Below are 22,374 nucleotides of genomic sequence, written 5' to 3' on the forward strand. Positions count from 1 at the left end.
CTAACAACTTTAACAATCCTATCCAAAATCCCTTCTTAATACGTAACATTTGTGGGGTAAGGGGACATGTGGGGTAAGGGGACAGGTCCCTTGTCCCGCATATCCCTCCCTGACGTTTTTGCATGAAACATCATTGAAAGAATAATAGATCCCTTTACCTCAGGAAGCACCAGAACCGTCCCCGCGCTTCTCTGCCCTTTTTCATCGATTGTGAAATAAATTCCAAAATGTAATTGACATTCATCTCACTTCGAGAGTATAGTGTGTATATACAGTATACACGGTTGTGGGAGGGAGCTTTCCTATGATGGCTTTGGATGTCAAAAATCTGAATAAGAAATATGAGCAATTCCAGTTAAAAGATGTTTCTTTTCAACTAAAGAAAGGATACATTATGGGGTTTATCGGCGCGAATGGTGCTGGGAAGACAACAACAATAAAATCAATTTTGAATCTGACTCATTTTGATAGTGGGGATATTAGTACGTTGGGGAAGAATTTCATTGAGCACGAACTCGAAATGAAGCAAGTCATCGGGTATGCCTTCGGTGGAGTCAATTATTATACAAGAAGCAAAATCAAAAACGTGACGAATGTGGTTAAGAAGTTTTATAAGCATTGGGATGAGGATACCTATAACAACTATCTTAAAAGATTTGACTTGGATGAGAATAAAAAAATCGCCCAATTGTCAGAAGGAATGAAAGTGAAGTACAATTTGGCCCTTGCTTTATCGCATGGTTCAAAGCTACTGATCCTTGATGAACCAACCAGTGGACTTGATCCTGTAGCAAGAGACAATTTGTTGGATCTATTTCAAGAGCTTGTGGAAGATGGTGAAATCAGTATTCTTTTCTCAACTCACATTACTTCTGATTTAGAAAAATGTGCGGATTATATTACTTATATCCATAACGGAGAAATCATTAATAGTGCTGAGAAAGAAGAATTCATTAACACATATCGATTGTTGAATGGGAGTGAAAGTCAACTTGAAAAAGTGAAAGACGATTTAATTTCTTATAAGGAAAATTCGTTTGGCTTTACAGGATTGATCCATGAGGAAGATTTCGATCCAACGTTAGAGATTAACTCAGCGCGTCCTAATCTTGAAGAAATCATGATCTATTTTTCAAAAAGGGAGGGTCTGTATGTATAACTTACTTTTGAAGGAATTAAAGCTAGGAGTAAGTCCTTTCTTTTATATATTACCTTTTCTAACAGGAGCGTTAATGTTAATTCCAGGGTGGCTATACTTCATTGTACTCCTCTATTTTTGCTGGATAACGGTACCAAATATGTGTGGGGCTTATAAATCTCAGAATGATTTACAGTTCTCTTTAATGATGCCTGTCACGAAAAAGGATATTGTAAAAGCGAAAGTTGCTGTCATTGTAATACTAGAATTGTTGCACATTGTAACTGCCGTGATTTTTGGCTTCATTAATACTCAATTATATCCCGATTTCACAAACTTCTTCTTTGGGCCAACCGTAGGGTTTTGGGGACTTGGCTTTATCATGCTAGCGATCTTTAACTTAATATTTATCTCGATGTATTTCAAAACAGCCTACAAATTTGGCGCACCAACCATAGTGGCCATTACAGCTGCTATGTTATTTGCAGGAGGTGCTGAATGGTTAGGGATCAAAAATTCTACGATTTTCGACCTTTTTAAAGGTAGTGGTGCGGACAATTTAGCCATTCACGTACCGATCCTGCTCACAGGGATTGTTATATTTGCAGTATTTACGATTATTGCTTATCATATAGCCATTAAACGATTTATGAAAGTGGATATCTAATGAATGTTGCCATATCTAATACCTCTGAAAAACCGATCTACCAACAGCTTTTTGACCAAATCAGTGCTCAAATTCTTAAAGGTGAGATTGAAAAAGGCTATAGCTTACCATCAATCCGACAAGCCGCGAAGGAACTACGTGTCAGCATTATAACGATCAAGAAAGCTTGGGAAGAGCTTGAACGATGCGGGTTGATCTACACTGTAACGGGTAAGGGTTGCTTTGTAGCCGAACTCTCATCTGAAGAAATCCTTCAAAAGCGTAACGAAATGATCGAAAAGCAAATGGCTGTTGATATTTCGTATTACAAATCCTTTGGACTGACTTTAGAAGAGGTTATCGAACTTTTGAAGAAGATTTATTAAAGAGGAGTAAGGGAGCTTTGTTCCTTATCTTTTGTAGAAAAAACACAAAGAAACGTCAGAGATCACATGATCTCTGACGTTTTTGCATGAAAAAGTGTTGGAAAGGTAACGGATCACCCCTCAAATATTAACCTCACGAAGCGCCAAAACCGTCCTCGCGCTTCACTATTCATATATAAAACCAGAAAAAGGAACAAGATGAACCTTTTTTTGGTTTTAATTATTATTTCGAGCTTTTGAGATGCATTAGAACTTCTCTTGGTTCAGTCCGGTACATATAATCAACATTTGCACTCGACTTGATGATGGTTCCATCTTGATTGATGACAACCGTTCCAGCAACAGGCAATCTCCAAGGATTATCTTGACTATTGTAGAGATTCAAGTCGATATTGAAATCTTCTTTATACGTTTTGACAAGGTAGTCGGGTAACTCAAACAACAAGTTGTATTGCTTGATAACTTCTTGTGTTGGATCACTTACTACTTCATATGAGAGGTTGTTCTTCTCACGTGTAGTCAAGGATTGGTCAGGAGTTTGAGGGGAGATGGCGATTAATTGAGCCCCCTCAGCTTTTATATCATTCAGAATTTCTTCATAAGCTCTCAACTCAAGGTTACAGTAAGGACACCAACCTCCTCTGTAGAAATTCAAAATAACAGGGCCTTTCTTCAGTTCATCATATAAAGTAACGAATTCCCCGCTGGCGTTTTCCAATGTGAAATCTGGGGCTATATCATCTTCCGCCAATCCAGAGGCCATTCCCGACTCGATAAGCTCGTTAGTTGCTTGTGTTACGTTATTTGTCACGTGCTCAGGAGCTTTTGAAAAGAACTTCTCCCGAACTGCTTGTAGTTCATCCTTTAACATACTCTCACCTCAAGATTTCTTTTGAATGGTATCTCTCAAAAAAATACTTTAATCTATTTCAATATGAATGAAACGTCAAATACGATCGAAGTTCTGTTAAATAGTTGTTGATGCAGGGTTCTTCATAACGTGTGAACTCCGAACTTTTCAGTAGCTTAAGGCCTGCGTAATTGTTCTATAATTCAAAAACAATCAAACTTTTGATTGCAAAAAGCTTATTATAGGAATCTGTAGCCCGGCTATATTTATATTTTCGCTTCCCAATTCTGCGCTTCTGCTTCTTTAATCATATCTTCTGCATCTTGTGGATATGCGGTTCGGAAAGCATGGTGGTCTGCTGCGATTACCTCTACCATCTTATCGATCATTTCCTGAGGATGGTATTGATTTTCTAACATTTCTCCTGTTCCAGCCATAGATTCGCTAGGTGTAAAGTTTTTGTCTTCATCATACCATTTCTGCTTCTCTTCAAACATTCGGTCATTAAAACCAGTTTCGTATGGACCAGGATTGATTGTGGCGACTTGGACGTTAAACTCTTCAAGTTCAGCCTTCATGTTCTTCGCTATCGCTTCAACTGCATGCTTAGATGCTACATAAGGTCCTAGGTAAGGGATGCTAACGGCACCAGCAATAGAGCTAAGGAATACAATTTTTCCTGCTTTCTTTTCTACGAATTTTTTGGCTGCAATTTGAGCATTTTCCAAAGTACTAAACACATTCGTTTCGAAGATATTCCGTACACGATCAACGGGGATCTCTGCGATGGGACCACCTTCACCAATCGCTGCATTGGCTACAAAAATATCATAATCATACTCACGGATTAATTCCTGATCACGCTTATTATTGATGTCGAGTTTGATGATTTCTAACTCTACACCTTCTAGTGAAGCGGCCTCTTTTAAGCTAGTAATTTGGGAAAGAATTTCAACAGAAGCGATTACGCGATGTCCTTGTTTTGCTAACCCAATAGCTGTACCTTTACCTAAGCCGCTTCCTGCGCCTGTGATAAAAACAGTTTTGCTCATTCTGATTTCCTCCTATAAGAGATTAGAATTTGTTTATTAGAAACATTTCTATCTGCCATAATTGTATTTAAATTAAACGTTGAATACCTCTTTTAAGTGTACGCGAAGTTCTGTGAGGCTTATGATTTCTTCAAATAACGTTTTGTTCAGTCTTCCTGGTGCAAATGATCAATATTCATGTCCATTGATGACTAAGATGTTTTCCATGATTATTTCTCTTAAGTGGTTTTATGGTTCGGAAACTGTTGAACTGTTGAAAATAATAGCATCACTTTATGTGGATTGCAATCATTACGATTTTTTGATGAATTAGGGTTATTTCTTTAGTAAACGCTCAAGGAGTATGAGTGAGATACGAGACGGTTTCTTATGAGGAGCTCGTTTAACCTAACGGGTGCTATTCCCGCTCCACTAATGTCTTACTAGAATTCATAAGCGATCGTTCCATGCAAAAAAAAAGCACTCCAACATGGTTGTAAGTAGTTCAGTTTTGGAGTACAATATTGTAATTTGTACCCCTTAATTGAACTACTTTTTCATAGGAAAATGTAGTCGAACTTGCAGGTTAAACTGCATGTTAATTTGCATCACTAATTATGTGATTGAGAGGATTTTTGGAATTTATATGGTAAAATGAGTTGAGAAGCGTTATTCAACTAACGCGGCAGGTTTGTTCAACAAGCTATACCTAGTTTATTGTACTTGCACGATTAAGAGAAAGAGGTGAATGAATTGAAAAAAGATGAAAAAATAACTGAATCCAATGAAGGGTACAGAAGGTTTAAATTAGTGTTTCACTCCATTATTCTCATTTTTGCATTATGTTTAATAGCTTCATCGTTTTTAGGTTTTGATGATATGGAAAGGGCACCACTTTATTTATCAATAGGTATATTATTTTCCATCCAAAGCTTGTTTGGGTTACATAAAAGTGGAAAGCAAAAACTTGAACACTAAAGTTAAGGTATTAGGCTTGGTTCAACTAAAGGGTGCAATTGTTGAACAAGTGCAATCGCTTCTTTTAGTAAAGCGGCAGTAATGTGGAAGAAGAATAAAAGATATAAAGAGGGGAAGAGATATGTCTTTTACCAGTTTAGTTATGTTGCTTGTTCTATTTTTGGTTTTTATTTTCATAGCAGTCGGTGTTACTTTTCACCGTAAACAAAGGACTACTCAAAATAAACCTCCTTTACTGGCGATTAGTTCGCTTTTTCTGCAATTAGTATTATTTGTATTATTCTTCACTGAAATTTTAGTAAGTTTTAATGAGGTATTCGTTGATATTCTTTGGTGGGGTACAGTTATTTATGGTCTCGCTATCGGAATAAAGGAAATTAAAAACAATGTAATTGTATCTATGTTAACTATCTTTTTAAGTATTTTGTTAGCAATTCTCAACCTTTTACTACTATTCATTACCTCTATGTAATTAGAGTAGTTGTGTAACTAAAGGGTGCGTTAGTTGAAGAAGAATGAGCATTTTCCGATAAGGAATTTGCTCTTTTTTTGTAGACGAAATTGCATTCGTTTTTGCACCTAAAATTACAGGTCTTCAATAATTATTTCATGTGTGCAAATTGGTTTGCGTTTTCTTGTGCAAATAACTACTTGAAACACTTATGACCATTGATATACCAACAAAAAAATGAGCATCAAATTGCTATGCAATTCAACGCTCATTTTATAATACATTTTCGCTTTTTGTGCCCCAAAACTGAACTACTTAAACATGGTTGGAATGCTTTTTTCACTGTATTGTTCCCTTCAATTCCTGATAAATCTCCCGCTTCCACCGAAGCATCTCCTCTGATAAAAGAAGCGATTCTTCCCTCGGACGAGGAAACGGTACCTGAAATTCCCTTTGTACTGTAGCCGGTCGTTCTGATAACACCACAACCCGGTCAGATAAGAACAGCGACTCTTCAATGTTATGCGTGACAAACAGAACAGAACGTTTATGCTCGCTCCAAAGATCAAGGAGCCATTTCTGCATCTCGAGCCTTGTGAATTCATCGAGTGCAGAGAAGGGTTCATCTAAGCAGATCAAAGGTTGTGGGCTAAGTAAACTCCTGACAAAAGCGGCTCGTTGCTTCATTCCACCAGATAGCTGATGAGGATAAGCGTTCTCATATCCTGATAAACCTGCCCGATCAAGCATAGAGAGCGCAGCACGCTTATCTGTCTTTCCTATAATCTCACTCCCAAGCATTACGTTTTCAACAATCGTCCGCCACGGGAAGAGGGAAGGGCTTTGTGGCATGTAGCTAATCGATCCTCTTGTGCCTGTAATGGTATCCCCATCTAATGTGATTTCACCTTGATTGGGCTGATATAGGCCTCCGATCAAGTTGAAAAGCGTACTTTTCCCGCTGCCGGAAGGGCCGAGGACAGACACGAATTCCTCGTTTCCGACGCTAAGGTTAATATCGCTTAAAATGGGTTGATTGTCGAACGACTTTGATACATTTTGTAAAGTGAGTTCAGCCATTTGTCTCGACTCCTTTCGTTTTCCAGGCAACGACCCGTTTCTCAATGAGTGTAATCAGAGCAAAGAAAAGTAAGCTCAATAGCATAATCAAGAAGATGGCCACAAAGACGCGATCTGTTCGGAAGGAAGAGGAAGCGAGCGTCATATACACACCGATTCCTTCCTTAGCCCCTAACCACTCAGAAATAACAGCTCCCATCACACTGTATGTAGCCGAAATCTTTAACCCGGAGAATAACGAAGGCAGCGCGTGCGGCCATTCTAATTTCCAGAACGTCTGTCGCTTTGTTGCGCCCGCCATTTTCATATAGTGAAGCAGTTCGGTACTTGTTTGCCTCAATCCGTCCATCGTTGAAACAGCAATCGGGAAGAAGCAGACGAGTGTAATGATGATTAGCTTTGGCAACATTCCGAATCCAAACCAAATCACGAGTAACGGGGCAAGCACGATAATCGGGATATTTTGCGAGAAAATAATAAGCGGGTAGAACATGTTGCGAAAGATGGGAATGACGTGAAGCAAGATCGCAACAATAATTCCGACCGAGGACCCGATTAGGAATCCGGTAACGGTTAGGAGAATGGTAGAGTATAAATGGTGGTTATACACAGCCCATCCAGCTATTCCTTCTTCCCACACTTGAGAAGGAGAGGGGATGAGCCACTCAGGGATTTCGAATACTCGACTAGCACTTTCCCATAAAATAAAGAGAAGGATGATGACCAACGTGGGCCGCCATCCTCTTAAGACTACTTGTTTCATTGTGAATACTTCTCCGTTAGAGCGTCCATTGAAGCGCCGCTTGGTTGATAGAGTACTTTCACTTGGGAGATCACATTCAGGCATCCTAGTTCCACCATGCGCTCATTCATCTTTTCAATCACGTGAAATAACTCAGCAAGTTCCCCTTCCATCGTCGTTTCAAGGGGATGGACCTCGTATTTCACTCCTGACTCTTCAATGATCGAAATCGCTTCGTCCACCATTGGGATCGTTGGTTCTCCGTTTGGGGTCTTCGGGATAATTTGAATACTGACTAATGAATTGGCCATTCTGATCACTCCTCTGGTAAGAATTCGTTTGTAAAGGCTTCATCCGCCTTAAGTTGTTGATCGAGCAAACCGTTCTCATACATCCAATCGGCATAGTTTTGCCAAGTGTCTTTTTCCTGAATGCCCCACTGCTCCGCGTCGTCCTGGTATTTCGGGGACAGCCATTCCTGACTGGCTTTGACGAGTTCAGGGTCAAGGTCTGGTACGGCGTCTATTAAAATATCAGCTGATTTCTTTGGTTCATCGATCGCATATTGGTAGCCTTGTGACACAGCTTTCGTGAAGTCTTTTACGAGCTCAGGTTCTTCATCAATATGTTTTTGGTTCGTTGTGAGAACAGGTGTATAGTAGTCTAGTTTCTCAGAGTAGTCGGTTAAGTAGATCATATTTAAGTCTTTGCCACGAAGTTCAGCTTCAACGCCTGTCCATCCGTAGTAAATCCACGCGAAATCGACGTCTCGCTCAACGGCTGTGAAGAAGTCGGTGTTACCCATATTCACAATCTCAACCTTCTCCGCATCAGCGTTTTCTTGTTTCATAAGAGATGAGATGACTTCTTTCTCAACAGGCGCGCCCCAGCCGCCGTATGTTTTTCCTTCGAAATCTTTTGGTGAGTCTATGTTTTTGTCTTGAGGGGATGCGAACCCTGATGTATTGTGCTGGATAATCGCTGCGATCGACACGACAGGGATATCTTGTACGCGCGCCTTCGTCAGAGCTTCCTGAGCACTAATGCCAAAGTCAGCTTTTTCTGAGGCGACGAGCTGATCAGCCCCGGCTTCACCTGGCATAATAATTTCCACGTTCAGGCCTTGCTCTTCGAAAAAACCTTTTTCTTTGGCTACGTAAAGCCCGGTGTGATTCGTGTTTGGTGTCCAATCAAGGACAAGCGTCACGTCTTGTAGGGACTCACCGTCATCGCCACTCTCCCCGCTCGTGCTCGAGCAAGCAGTTAAGAGGACTAAAAGACAAGTCCAGATCATAAGTTTCTTCAAGATGATTCCTCCCTTTTGTAAGTAGAGCGTTAAGAAACGGTAAGGGATTTTTAGAGAATCGTAGAAAATTTTCCAATAAAAAAAGCACCAGGTACCATACCTAGGGTGCATATCATTAAAAAACGTTAGATATGTTTCCTACGCTGGTCTCAACCAGATCAGGTTCTAAGGGTCCGTCTGTCTACAGGACGTCTCAACCAGTCGCACTGGTTCCCCTACATGTTACGTGTTTCTATTAAATTATGATTAACGCTCTTTCACTTAAGACTTTGCCACAATTGTTTCAGAATTGCAAGTGGGACAAGGGGACAGGGATAAGGGGACAGGTACCTTGTCCCGCTTTCCATCTGTGACGTTTACACATCGCATACCAGTAAAAAGGTAAGAGAAACGCTCGATCTATGACTGTTTCATTAAGATTCATGACCATAAGGTAAGAGATCGCACCAATCAATGCCCTTTTATAGAAAAAAGCACAAAAAACGTCAGAGAAGCACTTGATCTCTGCCGTTTTTGCATGAAAAAGCATTGAAAAGGTGATAGAACCCAACATATTAACTTGAGAAAGCGCAAGAACCGTCCCGACGCCTCAAGGTGATTTGCTGAAACGTTTTATGGGATTTTATGTTAAAATGGTTTTCAAGAAAAGAGTTTGTGACGGGGCATTATGTCCAAGGAGTTGTAGCGGGAAGGGTGAACTCATTTTGTTCCAACAACTTCTATTTGTGATTTTAATTTTTATATTTACTGTTCATAGTTGGTTCGATTACAGAAGAGAAATACAGAAAGCTAAAGGAGAACAAGAAATAAGGAATGTAGTTGTTCGGTTTCTTTTGGCGATTATTTTATTTATCATATCTATTTTGGTGCTCCTTTTCTAAAGGATCGAGTGTTACTCAGATTCGCAAATCGCCTATTCTTATTAAAGCAACGGGAGGTTAGGTGCAAGGATCATTAATCGCATTGGTTAGAGGTGGGTTTACTTTGTTAAAGCTTTTGGAAATTATATTTTCAATCATAGCTGTCTCGCTTGCAGTGTATGGGTTGATTGTAAATCACAGGTTTCAATCCTATATGTTGTTGTCTTTTAGTTTAATGGTGTTGGTGAGTGGATTAATTGAACTTCGAGATGGCAAAAAAGGCAATGGATGGGTCAGAATAGTAATCAGTACATTTATTTTATTTGTATCGGTTCATAGTTTCTTAGAATGAAAGGGTGCGATGTTCATTAATTTATTGTCTATAACAATCCATTTACTTTGCTAGGTGGATTTAACGGATGTCTTGTTTTAAGTGAGGTGGGAGTTCTTCTATTAAAGTTTATCAGCCATTGCCATCGCATTAACATTATGGAAAGCAGGTTCAAATCCTAAGCAATAAATGCTATATGGCCAACGACCTTAAGGGAGAATGTGAGAGAAGTTTCGTGTCATAGGGGGAGGTGGAACAGATGAGCTTGTTGACTTTTGCAGAATCAATACGCGCCATTTCTTACTTCATCCTTATTATAAGTTCCGGTTTTTACTTGCGGCATTTAGTTAAGACAAAAAAGCAAAGTAAACTTTCCTCCTTTGAATTAATCATGTACATCACTATTAATTTCGCGTATGTGTTGTTTGCAATCAGTCTTTTGATATCTGTATATATCTTATGACGCATAACGTAGAGAATGACAGTGCAAATTTTCCGTGGATGTCCTATTTATTCGTTAATATAAACCCAGAAAACGATTACATAAAATCTTATCTATTAATCCTGAATATACGAAATACTAAACAAGTGCCAGCCTCCTGCAACTAGAAGCTGGCACTTTTATATATAACTTCTCTTTCCCTGAAGATGGTATGTTAAAATAACTCTGTATCAAAGAAGTGGCAAAATAATGGGAGCTGCTTCTTTTTTGTATGAGCGACATAACAAGAAACGTGATCGGAGGAGTATACATATGAAAATCATTCGCTGGGGCATTATTGGCTGTGGGGATGTCACTGAGGTAAAGAGTGGACCAGGATTTCAATTAGCTGCCAATAGTTCACTCGTGGCTGTGATGAGACGAAATGGAGAGCTTGCGAAAGATTACGCAGAGCGACACAACGTTCCAAAGTGGTACGACAAAGCGGAGGACCTTGTCCATGATACAGAGGTAGATGCGGTGTACATCGCCACCCCACCAGGCTCACATAAGGAGTATACAGAAATGGTAGCGAAAGCGGGGAAACCCGTATACGTTGAGAAGCCAATGGCGCTAAATACCGAAGAGTGCCAGGCTATGATTGACGTTTGCGAGGAGCATGGTGTGCCTTTATATGTTGCGTATTACCGTCGACGCTTGCCGCGTTTTCTCAAAGTAAAAGAGCTACTCGATGAGGGCGCAATTGGCGATGTTCGTTTTGTGACGATGGAGCAGACGCAACAGCTATTAGAAAAAGACGAAAACGGAGAATGGCCTTGGAGGGTGCGCCCTGAAGTGAGTGGTGGAGGTTTATTTTATGATGTTGCCTCTCATACGCTCGACCTTTTTGATTATTTGCTAGGACCCATTGAAGACGTGAAGGGGTATGCAGCCAATCAATCAGACTCATATCCTGCTGAAGACAGCGTAAGTGGTAGCTTCCAATTTGAAAGTGGAGTTATGGGGACAGGCGTTTGGAATTTCGCTTCTTATAAGAATGAGGATCAGAACCGAATTGTTGGTACAAAAGGGGAAATCGTATTCTCAACGTTTGATGAAGTACCGGTCAAATTGATGAACCAATTTGGTACAGAGGAGTTCCATATCGATCGCCCAAGTCCGATTCAGCAGCAGCTCATTCAAACGATTGTAGATGAACTCATAGGAAAAGGACAGTCGCCTAGCACAGGGCGTTCAGCACTGCGCACGAACCGAGTGATGGATAAAATGGTTCAAGATTACTACAAGGGATAAAGGGAGCGGATTCATATGAACGGAAAACTCAGAGTTGGAATTATCGGCGCAGGGGGCATTGCCAGAAGTGCTCACATTCCGAATTACCAAAATTACGGCGATGGGGTAGAAGTCGTTGCGGTGGCGAATCACAATAAAGATAAGGCTGCAGACTGCGCGCAAGAATTTTCGATTCCCCATGCATACGAAGACTACCGGGATATGCTTCGTGAAATGGAGCTAGACGCCGTTAGTATCTGCACGCCGAACGCGTTCCATGCCGAGCAAGCGATCGACTCGATGCAATCAGGGTGCCATGTTTTATGTGAAAAGCCACCTGCGATTTCATCATGTGATGCAGAAAGAATGGAAGAAATCGCGAATCATACAGGCAAGCATCTTATGTACGGATTCCACTTTCGTTTTCGTCCTGAAGTAGAAACGGTGAAGCGTTTCATAGATGAAGGCGAAATGGGAGAGATCTACGCAGCTGAAGCAAAATGGAACAGAAGGCGCGGCATTCCGGGTTGGGGTGTTTTCACGAATAAAGAGCTTCAAGGTGGCGGCACATTAATCGACAATGGCATTCATATGCTTGATTCGGCCCTTTATTTAATGGGCTATCCTGAGCCGAAAACGGTCCTAGGCGTTACATACGATAAGATTGGGAAGCGGCCAGGGGTTGGGCTCCTGGGTGAGTGGGATCACGAGAACTTCTCAGTCGAAGACATGGCTCGCGGCATGATCACATTCCAAAACGGCGCTTCCCTCTTATTTGAATCTTCCTTCGCCGCGAACATTGCTGAGAAGGATGACAGAGTCCTTAAAGTAATGGGAGACCACGGGGGAGCTGACGTGTTTCCGCTGAACATGTATCAAGAGAAGCACGGTACACTTCTTGACCTTACTGCTCCCTATGTGGATAAAGGCAATGCGCATAAAGAAATGGTGCACCACTTTGTGGACTCCATCCTTGCTGGTAAAGAAACGAACGTACACGCTAATCAAGGAACCCTTGTTCAACGAATTATTGAGGCTTTATACGAGTCAGCTTCAACTGGAGAAGCAGTGGAGATGTAAAAAGGCATAGTGCGGTTCCGTTTTTATGGAGGAACATTCAATAAAGCAACCTACTTGGCAGACCAAATCGGTTAGATTTGGTCTTTTTTTAATTGTAACGATTGTTAGATAGTAGTATTTGAACCTTTGTACAAAATCACCACACTCCAAATAGCATAATGCCGACAGATAAGGGAGCTTTGTTATTTCCTATGTGGAAATGTGATTTGGAAGACTAATTACTAAAGTAGGTAATTGTTATTTTATGTTAAAATGATTGTGGAGTTTGTGAACCAATATACTTAAACTAACAGGGCAGTTTAGTTGAATAGGCAATTACTTATTATGAAGGTGAGTGTAAAAATGATTACTTGGAAGCCAAATAAGTTTAAAACTGAAGAAAGGTTTGAAATTGCAGACGAAATTCTTAATGAGTTATTAAGCAAATACAAAAGTAATCTTGTTTCTGTCGCAATAGAAGGGTCCACAGCAAAGGGTTTGGACCTCCCTGAATCAGATTTAGAATTAAGAGTGGTTATAAAAGAGCGAGAAAGCAGTTGGGAAGCGTTTTTTTACAAGGGAATGTTTGTAGGAGTAAGCTTTAGCACCTTAGAAAAAATGAAGTCAAAAGCAAAGAATATTGATTTTGAATGGTCAGTGAAAAATGATGCTCTTTATACATGTAAAGTTTTATATGACCCAACTAATCTATATGAAGAATTAAGGGATACTGCAAAAGGAGTAGAAGAGCAAGCCGATTTTAATATTTTAATTAAAGATGCAATAACAGATATGTACGAACATGTTTACAAAGTTTTTGCATTACAGAATACAGATACTTTATTAGCTGCTCAAGAAGCTAGACAAGTAGCATATTGGGCAGTAATGTCAGTTGGATTAAAAAATAAGCACAAATTTTTATCGAGTCGGACAATGTACAAAGAAAGTTTTAATTTGGATTCATTGCCTCAAGGGTTTGAACAACATATTCATGGCTTATTATCTCTGAATACTAATGTAAATAGCATTAAACAGAATGTAGGCGAATTATGGGTGTCAACTCTTAATTGGGTTCAGGATCTTAATTTAAATCTTGAACAATCGGATTTGTCCTTCTTGTAATTTGTATAGGTTAATAGCCCACAAAAAAATAAAATAACGTTTATACTATGACTTTGTTACATTAGAGAGGCATTAAATGTTACAAGGTTTCAAAAGAGGGAGTTCAATATTTTGATAAGGGGTATAAGAGTTTTTCTAATAATATTTATTTAGTAGAATTCTTTAAATTGTTAGCGAGGGGGAGGTTTTATGGAAACTACTGAAGATTTAATTATAAGGAAAATGAATCATGATGATTATGGAGTAGTGGCTAAATGGCTAAGCACTGAAGAAGTTCTCGAGTTCTATGGAGATGTTAATTCCCTGTTTTCTTTGGAAAAAGTGAAGAAAAAATATGGACCTCGAGTTGCTGGAGAAATACCCATAACTCCTTATATAGTGGAGCTAGGAAATATCCCTATTGGTTTTATGCAGAAATATCAGTTAAGTGAAGAAAAGAAAGTTGAATATAACTATTCTATAAATTATCAGATATATGGAATTGACTAATTTATTGGTGTGCCAAATCTTTTTAACAAAGGTATAGGTACAAATATGGTTACCGACTTCATAAAATTTATTTCTAAAGGTACAGATGCAAATATTATTATTTTGGACCCTGAAGTATCAAATTATAGAGCAGTAAGGTGTTATGAAAAATGTGGGTTTATGAAAGTAAAAAAAATCAACGATGGTAATAATTGGCTTATGGAACATCGTATTAGATAGTTTTACTAACTTATTTTATTGAACTAAAGGGTGCGATTGTTGAACAAGAACAGTCGCTTCTTTCAATAGATCAGCAGGCATAATTAGGGGGATTATATGGTAAAGAAAAAGGCATTACTCGTCGTTACGCTTTTACTACTTACAGTTTCTTTAATAGGCTGCTTAAAAGAAGATACAGTTAAGGGAGAAATTAAAGGTACTATTGAAGAAAAGTTTCCACAACAAAATATGATATTAGTACTGGATAATTCTAATACCCGAAACAAAATTCCTGTTGATGATATTGAAAAATATGAAATAGGAGACAAAGTAGAAATTACTGTGTATATGGATCCTGAAAAAAACGGTGCTACAACATACGAAAATTCGAAATTTGTAATAAAAAAGTAAATTAACTCTCTTTGGAAAAGGGATAAAATTTCTCCATAACTTATTAAACTATTGGGTGCGATAGTGAAATAAGGAGTTGTCGATGCGGAAGCTCCTATTGTGTTAATACGGCAGTTTAGCTTAATAAAGGGTAATAAATGATGTGGTAATATATAGAGCTAGAGGTGAATTCAATGAAGAAAATTACAATAATACTTGTGGTTTTAGTAGTAACTTTACTAGGTTGTTCAAAAAAAGAAGCTGACCTCCCTTATGCTTTATCTGCCAAACAACACAACATTATATATGTAGTCCCAAAGCAAGGGAATGAAGATAAATTACAATGGTTTCAAGAATTTCAAAATGAACATATGGGGGTTAACTTAATTGCTTTTGGTTTGGAATTAACACAGGAAGAATATCCGTCTCTAGAAGTTACTGAAGCTCCCTACATTTACATATTAGATCAAGATAACATTGCTTTTGAGGGTGCAGATTTTGAAAGAGCTAAGAGTTATTTAATAGAAAATGTTAAATAAATTTTTTGCTAACGGGCCCGATAGTTGAACAGGGGTGGTGTTATAGATGGAAGATAAAAAGAGGAAATCTCAATTAAAATTATGGTTAGGAGCAGTATTTTGGTCAATCATTGCATTCTTAATTGTAAAACTCTTGTGGGAAGATGCTAATCCTATATTACTGCTTGTATTTTTAATACTTGGTTTTCTGATAAATTTTATTATTACACTTCGCAATCAAAGCTTCAGCGGAAGCAGTTATTAATGTAAAAGGCGCAATAGTGGAACAAGGAGTTGTCGATGCGGCAGTTCCTATTGTGTTGAAGGGGCAAGATTCTTCATTAAGAATGAAAAAATGATGATAAGTTATATATAGGAGGGTGTATTTGAAGAAACTTTTTATTTTATTCATCGTAATAGGATTTGTATTAGTTGGTTGCAAAAATGAAGATGAGAGCGGAAAAACTAATGAACCGAGCAAAAGTGATTCTGAAATAAATCATGTAGATAGTTCTAAAAATGCGGACGTCGAACCGTACAATGGACAAACGTTAAAAGTCGCAGTGGTTGGAACTTCTCCAAAAGTTAGAGAAGATAATGTCCGTTTTAATGAAATTTCATTTAAGAAATTGCGAAATGGAGAATTGTCTACTTATGATGCAGTCTTTGTTATGAAAGAGAACCTTGCCGAAGCTTCACAAAGTCAGTATGTTAATGTTTATAAGAAACATGAAATCCCATTCTTTTTTATAGCTGCTAAAAACTCAATCCCTTTTATTCTAAAATCTGAAGAGTATAGCGAGTTTTGGAAATGGACATCTGGAACGATGTACACTTCTGGAGTGATATATAAACCAAAAGAATACGGGTCATTTAAACATATGGGCGTTTACTTGCGAGATGGCGAGAAAACAGAACAAAACCTATATTCAATGTATTCTTCAGTATTTAAAATGATAGAAGAAACAAATCTGTGAATTTAAAATAAGCATTGATTTAATGAAAATCTATTGTGCTAACGGGTGCAATAGTTGAACAAGGAACTGTCAAATGTGGCGGTTAATATTGATAGATGAAGAAATTATGTTTACGACAAATGGGACATAGGTTTAAACATATGGAAGAGCATATGTTTCCAAAAAAAAAGACGTCCTATAAAGGACGTCTTGGCGTATTGCGGCGAGAGACAGCACTCCACATTTGTGCCTTGCCATAAAGGCGCGTCAATCTCGACTTATGCAATTCAGCTCATCGCTAGATTAGTATAGCATAACGCATCTATTATATCTAATAGAAATTTTTCCTTAAAGTATTAGCGGGTGCGATTGCTAACAAGAGCGGTCGCTTTTTTCGTTAACAGAGCACGGGTGTGGAATAAAAAAGAACTAGTATGACTAAGTTAGGAGAGGTTTTATGTGTTGAGATTTGTTGATGATCTTGTATTTGATTATATGGGTATTCGGTATTTTGCAGTAGTCATATTGAATGAACAGTGGAGTTAAATTTAATAATGTGAAGCGTTAAAACAACATCAAGAGGTGAGTATTTGCTGCGGAAAAAAGGAATGAAATTATTTTCGTTTAGTTTATTGGCAGTTATATGTTTACTTTCAAGCTGTGTTAGTAATGAAAAAAAGATAGTAAATCATTATTATTTATCATTATCAGGTGAGAGTAAAACTTGGAAAGTAGATTCTTACGAAATAATCATTAAACCCGAAACGTTTAAGGCGGGAAATGGAAACCTTACTATGAACAAAATGAACGAATATAGTACCGATTTCTTTAATGTTAAGGTAGTTGCAGTTATCGCTAATAAAGATAAGGTTATTCAAGCAAGGTCTGTTTCAGGAAGTGAATCGGATATCTCCCAAACTTCGATGGGAGCATCAGGAGGAGGCGCTTTTCTGTATAAAAACCTTGAGGACATTAATGATATTTATATGATAATTGAATGGGAAGAAAAAAATAAGACAATGAAAGAGAAGATCGATTTATTTAGTGAAGAAAAGTTCTTCAACTAACAGCTGCGATTGTGGTAAAAGAGCGGTCGCTTTTTTTTATTGTCAGGGCAGCCAAGTAGAAGGAAATAGGAATGATAGATGAGGTGTTAAAATGAAATTAGTAGGTATTGGTTTTGGAACATTCGTTTTGGGGTTTATCCTATGTAGTTTATTAGCGTCAATCTTCATGGCGGGTTCACCAACCATTGGGAGTTCTTACTTAGGTTTTATTGGATTTTCTATGCTTTATTTAGCGAGTATATTGTCAGTTTGTACGTTTCTAATACTGAAGAAACTAAATAAGTTTTGTGGTGCTAACGGGTGTTGAAAATCTTAAAACATTAAGGATTAATAAAAGGGAGAAGACGATGGTAAAAAGAAAACTGTTTACAGCTTTAATCACTCTAGTACTATCAGTTCCTTTATACAGTTTTATTTCTAAAGGAACCACCTCTGACTACGTTGGTATGTATTTCGTAATTTTAACTACTGCCATTACATGCGGTACACTTTTATCGATTTCCATTGGTTATCTTGAAAGCAAGGTGAATCTCAATAGTGTTTCTTTGCGATTTATCCTACATATTAGTATAGCTTTACTCTTACCTGCTATTTTTGTTAGAAGTGGTTACTTCCAAGTCACCCTTTATTTAGCTACACCAGTGGCTGTTGGATATTTCGTAATAGATGAAGTGTTAAGAACGATGTTTAATAAACCCAGTAAGGCAGTATGAGATAAATTAAATTCTCGATATCAACGAAGAGAAGCGATTTATTTAGAAAATAAAAGTTCTTCAACTAACAGCTGCGATTGCTGAACAAGAGCATTCACTTCTTTCATTAATGGAGCATGTTAGGGCAATAGGGTATTTATAAAAGTGTTAAAATATCCCTACGGATAAGGGAGGGAATATATGGTTTTTGAGACATTAATAGGGCAACTTTCCGTTGTGATTACGTTTGCTTTTGGAGCATTACTAATTGTTTTATATCCCTTAATAAATAAGGAGAATAAATACTTTGCTTGGTTTAGTTTGATGATGGGCATTATAGTTTTATTGCTTTTATTATGGTTCACATTGGGCAACGAGGTGATCAGACATCAGATATTAAAGTATGGACTACATTAAAAACTTGTATTCCATTAACAAGTACGATTGTTGAATAAGAACAGTCGTTTCTTTCATTAACGAGCAGGGTTATTGTATAAGAAAAATTTTTAAGGGGGGTATAGTGAGTCTAGTTGGTAGCATTTTAAACATAGTGGTTTTAGTCATAATTGTTTTCCTAATTTCAAGAGTTGCTCACTTTTTTAACAATACTAAGAACAAACTCAATGAAATGGATAAAAAGATTGATGAATTGAGAGAGTTCATTTCAAACCAAAAGTAAGTTCTTTTCCTAAAAGGTGTACATAAAAGGGGCAGGGAGAAAAAAATGAGGACGTTACTAGAACTACTACGCATACTATTTATTTTTGTGATATTGGGTGGTTTAGGTTGGGTGTTGATAGAAAACATTTATACAATCAATGAAGCAACTGAGGGCTATTCGTGGTTTGGTGCATTAGCGGTATTCGTTTTACTCTTTGTAGTATATAGAAACAAATTACAGTTCTTTGGTTGGGATGAGGGAGAAGGTAGAAAGAAACTGTCTAGAAATGTTTCCGTTACACTGCTCTTCACTTCAATAATGCTAATTATTACACCATTTATTTTAGGTTCACTATTAAGCTAACGGGGCTATTTAAGAATAAATAAATTTAAATTCATAGTAGACACATGATGTATAAGAAACAATCAGAAATTAATATTTTTGATTACTCGTTGCTCTTGGAATGGAATGATCTTCAACTAAAGGAGGATTTACCAAATATGAGCCACGGCAAGCGAATACTTTTGTCACTCATTTCATATCTCATCCCCTTTATTCTAATCGTCATATTTGTTCCACCAGGCATTGTTCAGTCCGGTCTAATTGGAGGAAGTGTCTTTTTTAGTATTATGACTGTGCGCTTTATAGACAAGAAAGTGTCTCAAAAAAATTAGCAGCTCACATGTTTATATAAAATCGGTATCTGTGAAAATAATGGTCCATACTTAACTAATGGTGTGTTGTTGCGATGCAAATTAACCTATATATCATAAAAGACGATCTTTAGCTCCTTTAAGAGCGAAAGATCGTCTTTTTATGAAATTACGTAGAAATACTTGTTTACTTAACTTCTCCATTGTAACGGCAATAGGTCAGTTTTAACTTTTAAAAGCGTTTGGTTCTGGTATACAAACAATAGTTAATTTTCTTGGGCACAAAACCTGTATTCGTTCATTATTGCTTGCTCTTCTCATAATGCTTCTGCGCTTTGGCGCGGTTCCCACATACTTTCATAGAGCACCACTTCCGCTTGCCCTTAGGGTCCACAAATAAGGCGAGGCATGTCTCATTGCTGCACCCTTTTACTTTCTCAAAAACCCCATCTTGATATGCGTTAAGCATCGTGAAAGCGAGTAACGATTGAAGGCCTGCTGTACCGCCTTTATCTGGAATCGGCATGAGAGTCTCTGCATTCATTTCAAAGGAAAGGGGCGTTTTTTTGGTTAGGTCAATGAGTGATTGGAGCCCATCTTCATCATACTGGGATGACGTGAAATAAGACCTCCACGTATCGCGGAACTGCTTCATTTCTGTACGATCTACAGGTTTTTCTTTTATCTTATTCACTTGTTGTTCTGAGAGTAATTCTTTCTCTTTCATCAGGGAGAGCCACTCGTCCATCATTCCCTCTTCATCTAACAAGTCAGCTTTTGTCTTATTCTTTGAGTTCACTGTATTTAAAAGGTTAATAAATAGGTAATCAGAAAAATGGGAGAATCTCGTTTCTAATGTCATGGTAACCCACCTTGTAGCTAATTGATTGACACCTAGTATAACATAATGTAACATTCTAACCACTAAATTAATTATTTAGTGGTTAGAAAATCTTTTTGTAGAGGAGAGATAAGATGGCTATAAAAGATGTAACAGATCAAACTTTCAAAAGCGAAACGGCACAAGGGCTTGTCATTGCAGATTTAGGCGCACCATGGTGTGGCCCATGTAAAATGATCGCTCCTGTTTTAGAAGAGATCGATGCTGAAAAAGGTGACCAGATGAGCATCGTTAAGTTAGATGTAGATAACAACCCTGAAACAGCGCAACAATATGGTGTAATGAGTGTACCAACCCTTCTTTATTTCAAAGACGGTGAACTTGTTGACCAGTCTGTTGGCTTCAAGCCAAAAGAAGAAATCGTGTCTATTGCCGAGAAGCACGTTTAATCTTTCAGAGTAAATCCAGGTACTGAATAAAACCGAACGATTTGAAGAGCTGCCTTTGTATGGGCAGCTCTTTTTTATATAGGACTTTATATGGAAAATTGGTGTACTAACATAACTTAATTCCCTTTTTTCTCAGTGTTAACAAGAAATAGGTTTTAAAATCTTTGATACATGGAATTAGTAGGTTAGACCTTGAATAGAGCGACAGACTAGTAGGATTGTAAATTCTCTAAGTGCGAACTATTGAAAGAGTTGTTAAAAGAAAGAATAAAAAGGAGGGAGCCTATGAGTTATACTGGAATACTATTTATTCTAACTTCAGCAGTGTTATGGGGAATTACAGGCGGACTTGGAGAAATATTAATGAATAAAGGTTGGAGCCCATCGACTATTGCCTTTTATCGAGGATTTGTAGGGTTTATTTTCTTTGCATTTTGGTACTTATTTAGACGTAAAAAAATTAAGATTAAGAACAAGAACCCTTATTTTTACACATGGGCAGCACTTGCTGGAATAAGTGTGGCGGGGAACTTCACGTTTTACTTCCTAGCCATTGAATCAGCAGGGATTGCAATTGCAGCTACGTTAATGTATACAGCACCAATATTTGTGTTGCTTGTTTCGTTCTTGCTAGGAATTGAGCGTTCTACACTATTTAAATGGACAAGTATTGCATTTGTTCTTGTTGGGGTTATCTTATTAACAGGAGCTTATACCTCTGGTACTGCGGTCTCGTTAATGGGATTAATCGCCGGTCTTGGTTCGGGTGTTTCTTATGCCTTATTTATATTTGGGTTCAAGAAGGCCGCTAAACTAGGAAGCCCCCAAGCTACATTAACAGTCGCTTTCTTCTTCTTTATTCTAATCCTTATGCTACGTATAAACTTTGGAGAAGCTATTTCAGTCGTAAGCTCGAGTGATGTTGGATGGTTTATCCTGTTAGGGATTATTGGCGCTGGCCTTTCATTTATCCTTTATGTACGTGGGGTGAAACGAACAGCTCCCTCCACAGCTTCGATTATAGCCATGGTGGAACCTGTAACGGCATCCTTATTCGGGATCGTGCTCCTTGGAAATGAGTTAACGCTTATGCAGTATGCCGGAATGGGGCTAATCTTAGCGACCATTACCTTTTTAAGTGTGAAGCAATCAGGTTAAAGGTGCTGCGGGAAAGTCGAAGGCATATGGGAGAGTGTTCTAGATCTGTAGGGAGGATCATAGACTGAAATAATATTGACAGAATATTGAGGAAACGCTTACAATTTAAGTTAGCTAATAGTCAAACGTTATAGTTTATAGGGAATTTAGGTGAAGCAAATGAGTCCAAAGATTCCGATTGGAAAGTTAGCTTTATTGGTATCCTCCATGACCGAAGATGAACTAGAGCCCTTTTCTGATCAGTTAAAAGATGTCGATTACTGCACAGGGAAAGCAGGCTCCATGAATATGCAAAAAATTATCGCTGCCGTGGAAACAGCAGCGAAGCGAAATCATATTATAGTAGAGAATGTTTACCGCGAAACACACGCTCTTTATCATGCCATTCTAGAAGCTCTGAATGGAGTCATGCGCGGACAAATTGGAGCAGGGGATATGATGCGAACGGTCGGATTGAAGTTTGCGATCGTAAGAGGCTCCCCTTATGAAGATTTAGAAGAAGGCGAATGGATTGCCGTGGCCTTTTACGGCACGATCGGCGCGCCTGTAAAAGGACTTGAGCACGAGGCATTTGGCCTTGGTATTAATCATATTGGATAAACGCGTTG

Annotated in this window: 29 protein-coding genes and 1 riboswitch; of the genes, 22 read left to right on the forward strand and 7 right to left on the reverse strand. The window is 38.2% G+C overall.

The window, feature by feature from the left end:
• The first annotated feature begins 304 nt into the window (after positions 1 to 304).
• Genes IEW76_RS10455 through IEW76_RS10465 form a run of 3 tightly spaced genes read left to right on the forward strand, consistent with a single transcriptional unit; the run spans position 305 to position 2,170 of the window.
• Positions 305 to 1,159, forward strand: coding sequence for an ABC transporter ATP-binding protein (locus IEW76_RS10455; RefSeq protein WP_188653560.1), 855 nt, complete (start codon positions 305 to 307; stop codon positions 1,157 to 1,159).
• Positions 1,152 to 1,805: an ABC-2 transporter permease gene (locus IEW76_RS10460; protein ID WP_188653562.1), complete on the forward strand. Its 654-nt coding sequence runs from the start codon at positions 1,152 to 1,154 to the stop codon at positions 1,803 to 1,805. The genes IEW76_RS10455 and IEW76_RS10460 overlap by 8 nt, the downstream gene beginning before the upstream one ends.
• Positions 1,805 to 2,170, forward strand: coding sequence for a GntR family transcriptional regulator (locus IEW76_RS10465; RefSeq protein ID WP_188653564.1), 366 nt, complete (start codon positions 1,805 to 1,807; stop codon positions 2,168 to 2,170). Before IEW76_RS10460 ends, IEW76_RS10465 begins: the two co-directional genes overlap by 1 nt.
• Positions 2,171 to 2,393: 223 nt before the next feature.
• Here IEW76_RS10465 and IEW76_RS10470 read toward each other — a convergent pair whose 3' ends face one another.
• Both IEW76_RS10470 and IEW76_RS10475 read right to left on the reverse strand, forming a co-directional pair.
• Positions 2,394 to 3,041, reverse strand: a complete 648-nt coding sequence (locus tag IEW76_RS10470) for a peroxiredoxin-like family protein (protein ID WP_188653566.1) — start codon at positions 3,039 to 3,041, stop codon at positions 2,394 to 2,396.
• A gap of 245 nt (positions 3,042 to 3,286) precedes the next feature.
• Positions 3,287 to 4,072 carry an SDR family oxidoreductase gene (locus IEW76_RS10475; RefSeq protein WP_188653568.1) on the reverse strand — a complete coding sequence of 262 codons (786 nt, stop codon included), beginning with the start codon at positions 4,070 to 4,072 and terminating at the stop codon, positions 3,287 to 3,289.
• 732 nt (positions 4,073 to 4,804) lie between these two features.
• Between IEW76_RS10475 and IEW76_RS10480 the strand changes: the two genes are divergently transcribed.
• Both IEW76_RS10480 and IEW76_RS10485 read left to right on the forward strand, forming a co-directional pair.
• Positions 4,805 to 5,029: a hypothetical protein gene (locus IEW76_RS10480; RefSeq protein WP_188653570.1), complete on the forward strand. Its 225-nt coding sequence runs from the start codon at positions 4,805 to 4,807 to the stop codon at positions 5,027 to 5,029.
• Positions 5,030 to 5,150: 121 nt separating this feature from the next.
• Positions 5,151 to 5,501, forward strand: a complete 351-nt coding sequence (locus tag IEW76_RS10485; RefSeq protein WP_188653572.1) for a hypothetical protein — start codon at positions 5,151 to 5,153, stop codon at positions 5,499 to 5,501.
• A 318-nt stretch (positions 5,502 to 5,819) separates the two neighbouring features.
• Here IEW76_RS10485 and IEW76_RS10490 read toward each other — a convergent pair whose 3' ends face one another.
• From IEW76_RS10490 to IEW76_RS10505, 4 genes are read right to left on the reverse strand one after another with little or no spacing between them, the layout of a single operon-like run.
• A complete protein-coding gene (locus tag IEW76_RS10490) occupies positions 5,820 to 6,560 on the reverse strand; it encodes an ABC transporter ATP-binding protein (protein WP_188653574.1) in 741 nt (246 codons plus the stop codon).
• Entirely contained in the window at positions 6,553 to 7,323 is a 771-nt protein-coding gene (locus tag IEW76_RS10495) for an ABC transporter permease (RefSeq protein ID WP_188653576.1), read from the reverse strand. The genes IEW76_RS10490 and IEW76_RS10495 overlap by 8 nt, the downstream gene beginning before the upstream one ends.
• A complete protein-coding gene (locus tag IEW76_RS10500) occupies positions 7,320 to 7,613 on the reverse strand; it encodes a thiamine-binding protein (protein ID WP_188653578.1) in 294 nt (97 codons plus the stop codon). Before IEW76_RS10500 ends, IEW76_RS10495 begins: the two co-directional genes overlap by 4 nt.
• Before the next feature lie 5 nt (positions 7,614 to 7,618).
• Positions 7,619 to 8,608: an ABC transporter substrate-binding protein gene (locus IEW76_RS10505; RefSeq protein WP_229721200.1), complete on the reverse strand. Its 990-nt coding sequence runs from the start codon at positions 8,606 to 8,608 to the stop codon at positions 7,619 to 7,621.
• A gap of 118 nt (positions 8,609 to 8,726) precedes the next feature.
• A riboswitch (TPP riboswitch) is annotated at positions 8,727 to 8,835 on the reverse strand.
• An 847-nt stretch (positions 8,836 to 9,682) separates the two neighbouring features.
• On the opposite strand from IEW76_RS10505, the gene IEW76_RS20845 reads away from it, so the two are divergent.
• From IEW76_RS20845 to IEW76_RS10565, 14 genes are all read left to right on the forward strand, one after another.
• Positions 9,683 to 9,820, forward strand: a complete 138-nt coding sequence (locus IEW76_RS20845; protein ID WP_268235061.1) for a DUF3953 domain-containing protein — start codon at positions 9,683 to 9,685, stop codon at positions 9,818 to 9,820.
• A gap of 733 nt (positions 9,821 to 10,553) precedes the next feature.
• Positions 10,554 to 11,534: a Gfo/Idh/MocA family protein gene (locus tag IEW76_RS10515; protein ID WP_188653580.1), complete on the forward strand. Its 981-nt coding sequence runs from the start codon at positions 10,554 to 10,556 to the stop codon at positions 11,532 to 11,534.
• A gap of 15 nt (positions 11,535 to 11,549) precedes the next feature.
• Entirely contained in the window at positions 11,550 to 12,593 is a 1,044-nt protein-coding gene (locus IEW76_RS10520; protein ID WP_188653582.1) for a Gfo/Idh/MocA family protein, read from the forward strand.
• 342 nt (positions 12,594 to 12,935) lie between these two features.
• Positions 12,936 to 13,694 carry a kanamycin nucleotidyltransferase C-terminal domain-containing protein gene (locus IEW76_RS10525; protein WP_188653584.1) on the forward strand — a complete coding sequence of 253 codons (759 nt, stop codon included), beginning with the start codon at positions 12,936 to 12,938 and terminating at the stop codon, positions 13,692 to 13,694.
• A 189-nt stretch (positions 13,695 to 13,883) separates the two neighbouring features.
• The gene (locus IEW76_RS20850) at positions 13,884 to 14,183 is read left to right on the forward strand and encodes an acetyltransferase (protein WP_229721201.1); all 300 of its coding nucleotides are present in this window, start codon (positions 13,884 to 13,886) and stop codon (positions 14,181 to 14,183) included.
• 9 nt (positions 14,184 to 14,192) lie between these two features.
• Entirely contained in the window at positions 14,193 to 14,402 is a 210-nt protein-coding gene (locus IEW76_RS20855; RefSeq protein ID WP_268235060.1) for a GNAT family N-acetyltransferase, read from the forward strand.
• A 96-nt stretch (positions 14,403 to 14,498) separates the two neighbouring features.
• Positions 14,499 to 14,792 (forward strand): hypothetical protein, encoded by a 294-nt coding sequence (locus IEW76_RS10535; RefSeq protein WP_188653586.1) that lies wholly within the window; start codon positions 14,499 to 14,501, stop codon positions 14,790 to 14,792.
• Between the two features lie 173 nt (positions 14,793 to 14,965).
• Complete coding sequence (locus tag IEW76_RS10540) at positions 14,966 to 15,310, forward strand: hypothetical protein (protein ID WP_188653589.1); 345 nt, start codon at positions 14,966 to 14,968, stop codon at positions 15,308 to 15,310.
• A gap of 46 nt (positions 15,311 to 15,356) precedes the next feature.
• Positions 15,357 to 15,554: a hypothetical protein gene (locus IEW76_RS10545; protein WP_188653591.1), complete on the forward strand. Its 198-nt coding sequence runs from the start codon at positions 15,357 to 15,359 to the stop codon at positions 15,552 to 15,554.
• A gap of 121 nt (positions 15,555 to 15,675) precedes the next feature.
• Positions 15,676 to 16,266: a hypothetical protein gene (locus tag IEW76_RS10550; RefSeq protein ID WP_188653593.1), complete on the forward strand. Its 591-nt coding sequence runs from the start codon at positions 15,676 to 15,678 to the stop codon at positions 16,264 to 16,266.
• Between the two features lie 569 nt (positions 16,267 to 16,835).
• On the forward strand, positions 16,836 to 17,312 hold the full coding sequence (locus IEW76_RS10555) for a hypothetical protein (protein ID WP_188653595.1): 477 nt from the start codon (positions 16,836 to 16,838) through the stop codon (positions 17,310 to 17,312).
• A 91-nt stretch (positions 17,313 to 17,403) separates the two neighbouring features.
• Positions 17,404 to 17,619 carry a hypothetical protein gene (locus IEW76_RS20860; protein ID WP_229721203.1) on the forward strand — a complete coding sequence of 72 codons (216 nt, stop codon included), beginning with the start codon at positions 17,404 to 17,406 and terminating at the stop codon, positions 17,617 to 17,619.
• Positions 17,620 to 17,659: 40 nt separating this feature from the next.
• The gene (locus IEW76_RS10560) at positions 17,660 to 18,025 is read left to right on the forward strand and encodes a hypothetical protein (RefSeq protein WP_188653597.1); all 366 of its coding nucleotides are present in this window, start codon (positions 17,660 to 17,662) and stop codon (positions 18,023 to 18,025) included.
• 703 nt (positions 18,026 to 18,728) lie between these two features.
• Positions 18,729 to 19,028, forward strand: a complete 300-nt coding sequence (locus IEW76_RS10565; RefSeq protein WP_188653599.1) for a hypothetical protein — start codon at positions 18,729 to 18,731, stop codon at positions 19,026 to 19,028.
• Positions 19,029 to 19,619: 591 nt separating this feature from the next.
• Here IEW76_RS10565 and IEW76_RS10570 read toward each other — a convergent pair.
• The gene (locus tag IEW76_RS10570; RefSeq protein ID WP_188653601.1) at positions 19,620 to 20,180 is read right to left on the reverse strand and encodes a CGNR zinc finger domain-containing protein; all 561 of its coding nucleotides are present in this window, start codon (positions 20,178 to 20,180) and stop codon (positions 19,620 to 19,622) included.
• A 113-nt stretch (positions 20,181 to 20,293) separates the two neighbouring features.
• On the opposite strand from IEW76_RS10570, the gene trxA reads away from it, so the two are divergent.
• From trxA to hutP, 3 genes are all read left to right on the forward strand, one after another.
• Positions 20,294 to 20,608, forward strand: coding sequence for a thioredoxin (gene trxA, locus IEW76_RS10575; protein ID WP_188653602.1), 315 nt, complete (start codon positions 20,294 to 20,296; stop codon positions 20,606 to 20,608).
• 285 nt (positions 20,609 to 20,893) lie between these two features.
• The gene (locus IEW76_RS10580) at positions 20,894 to 21,766 is read left to right on the forward strand and encodes a DMT family transporter (RefSeq protein WP_188653604.1); all 873 of its coding nucleotides are present in this window, start codon (positions 20,894 to 20,896) and stop codon (positions 21,764 to 21,766) included.
• Positions 21,767 to 21,925: 159 nt separating this feature from the next.
• Positions 21,926 to 22,366: a histidine utilization transcription antiterminator HutP gene (gene hutP / locus IEW76_RS10585; protein WP_188653606.1), complete on the forward strand. Its 441-nt coding sequence runs from the start codon at positions 21,926 to 21,928 to the stop codon at positions 22,364 to 22,366.
• Positions 22,367 to 22,374 lie beyond the last annotated feature (8 nt).

The sequence above is a fragment of the Pontibacillus salipaludis genome, from assembly GCF_014642405.1.
Lineage (GTDB): Bacteria > Bacillota > Bacilli > Bacillales > BH030062 > Pontibacillus > Pontibacillus salipaludis.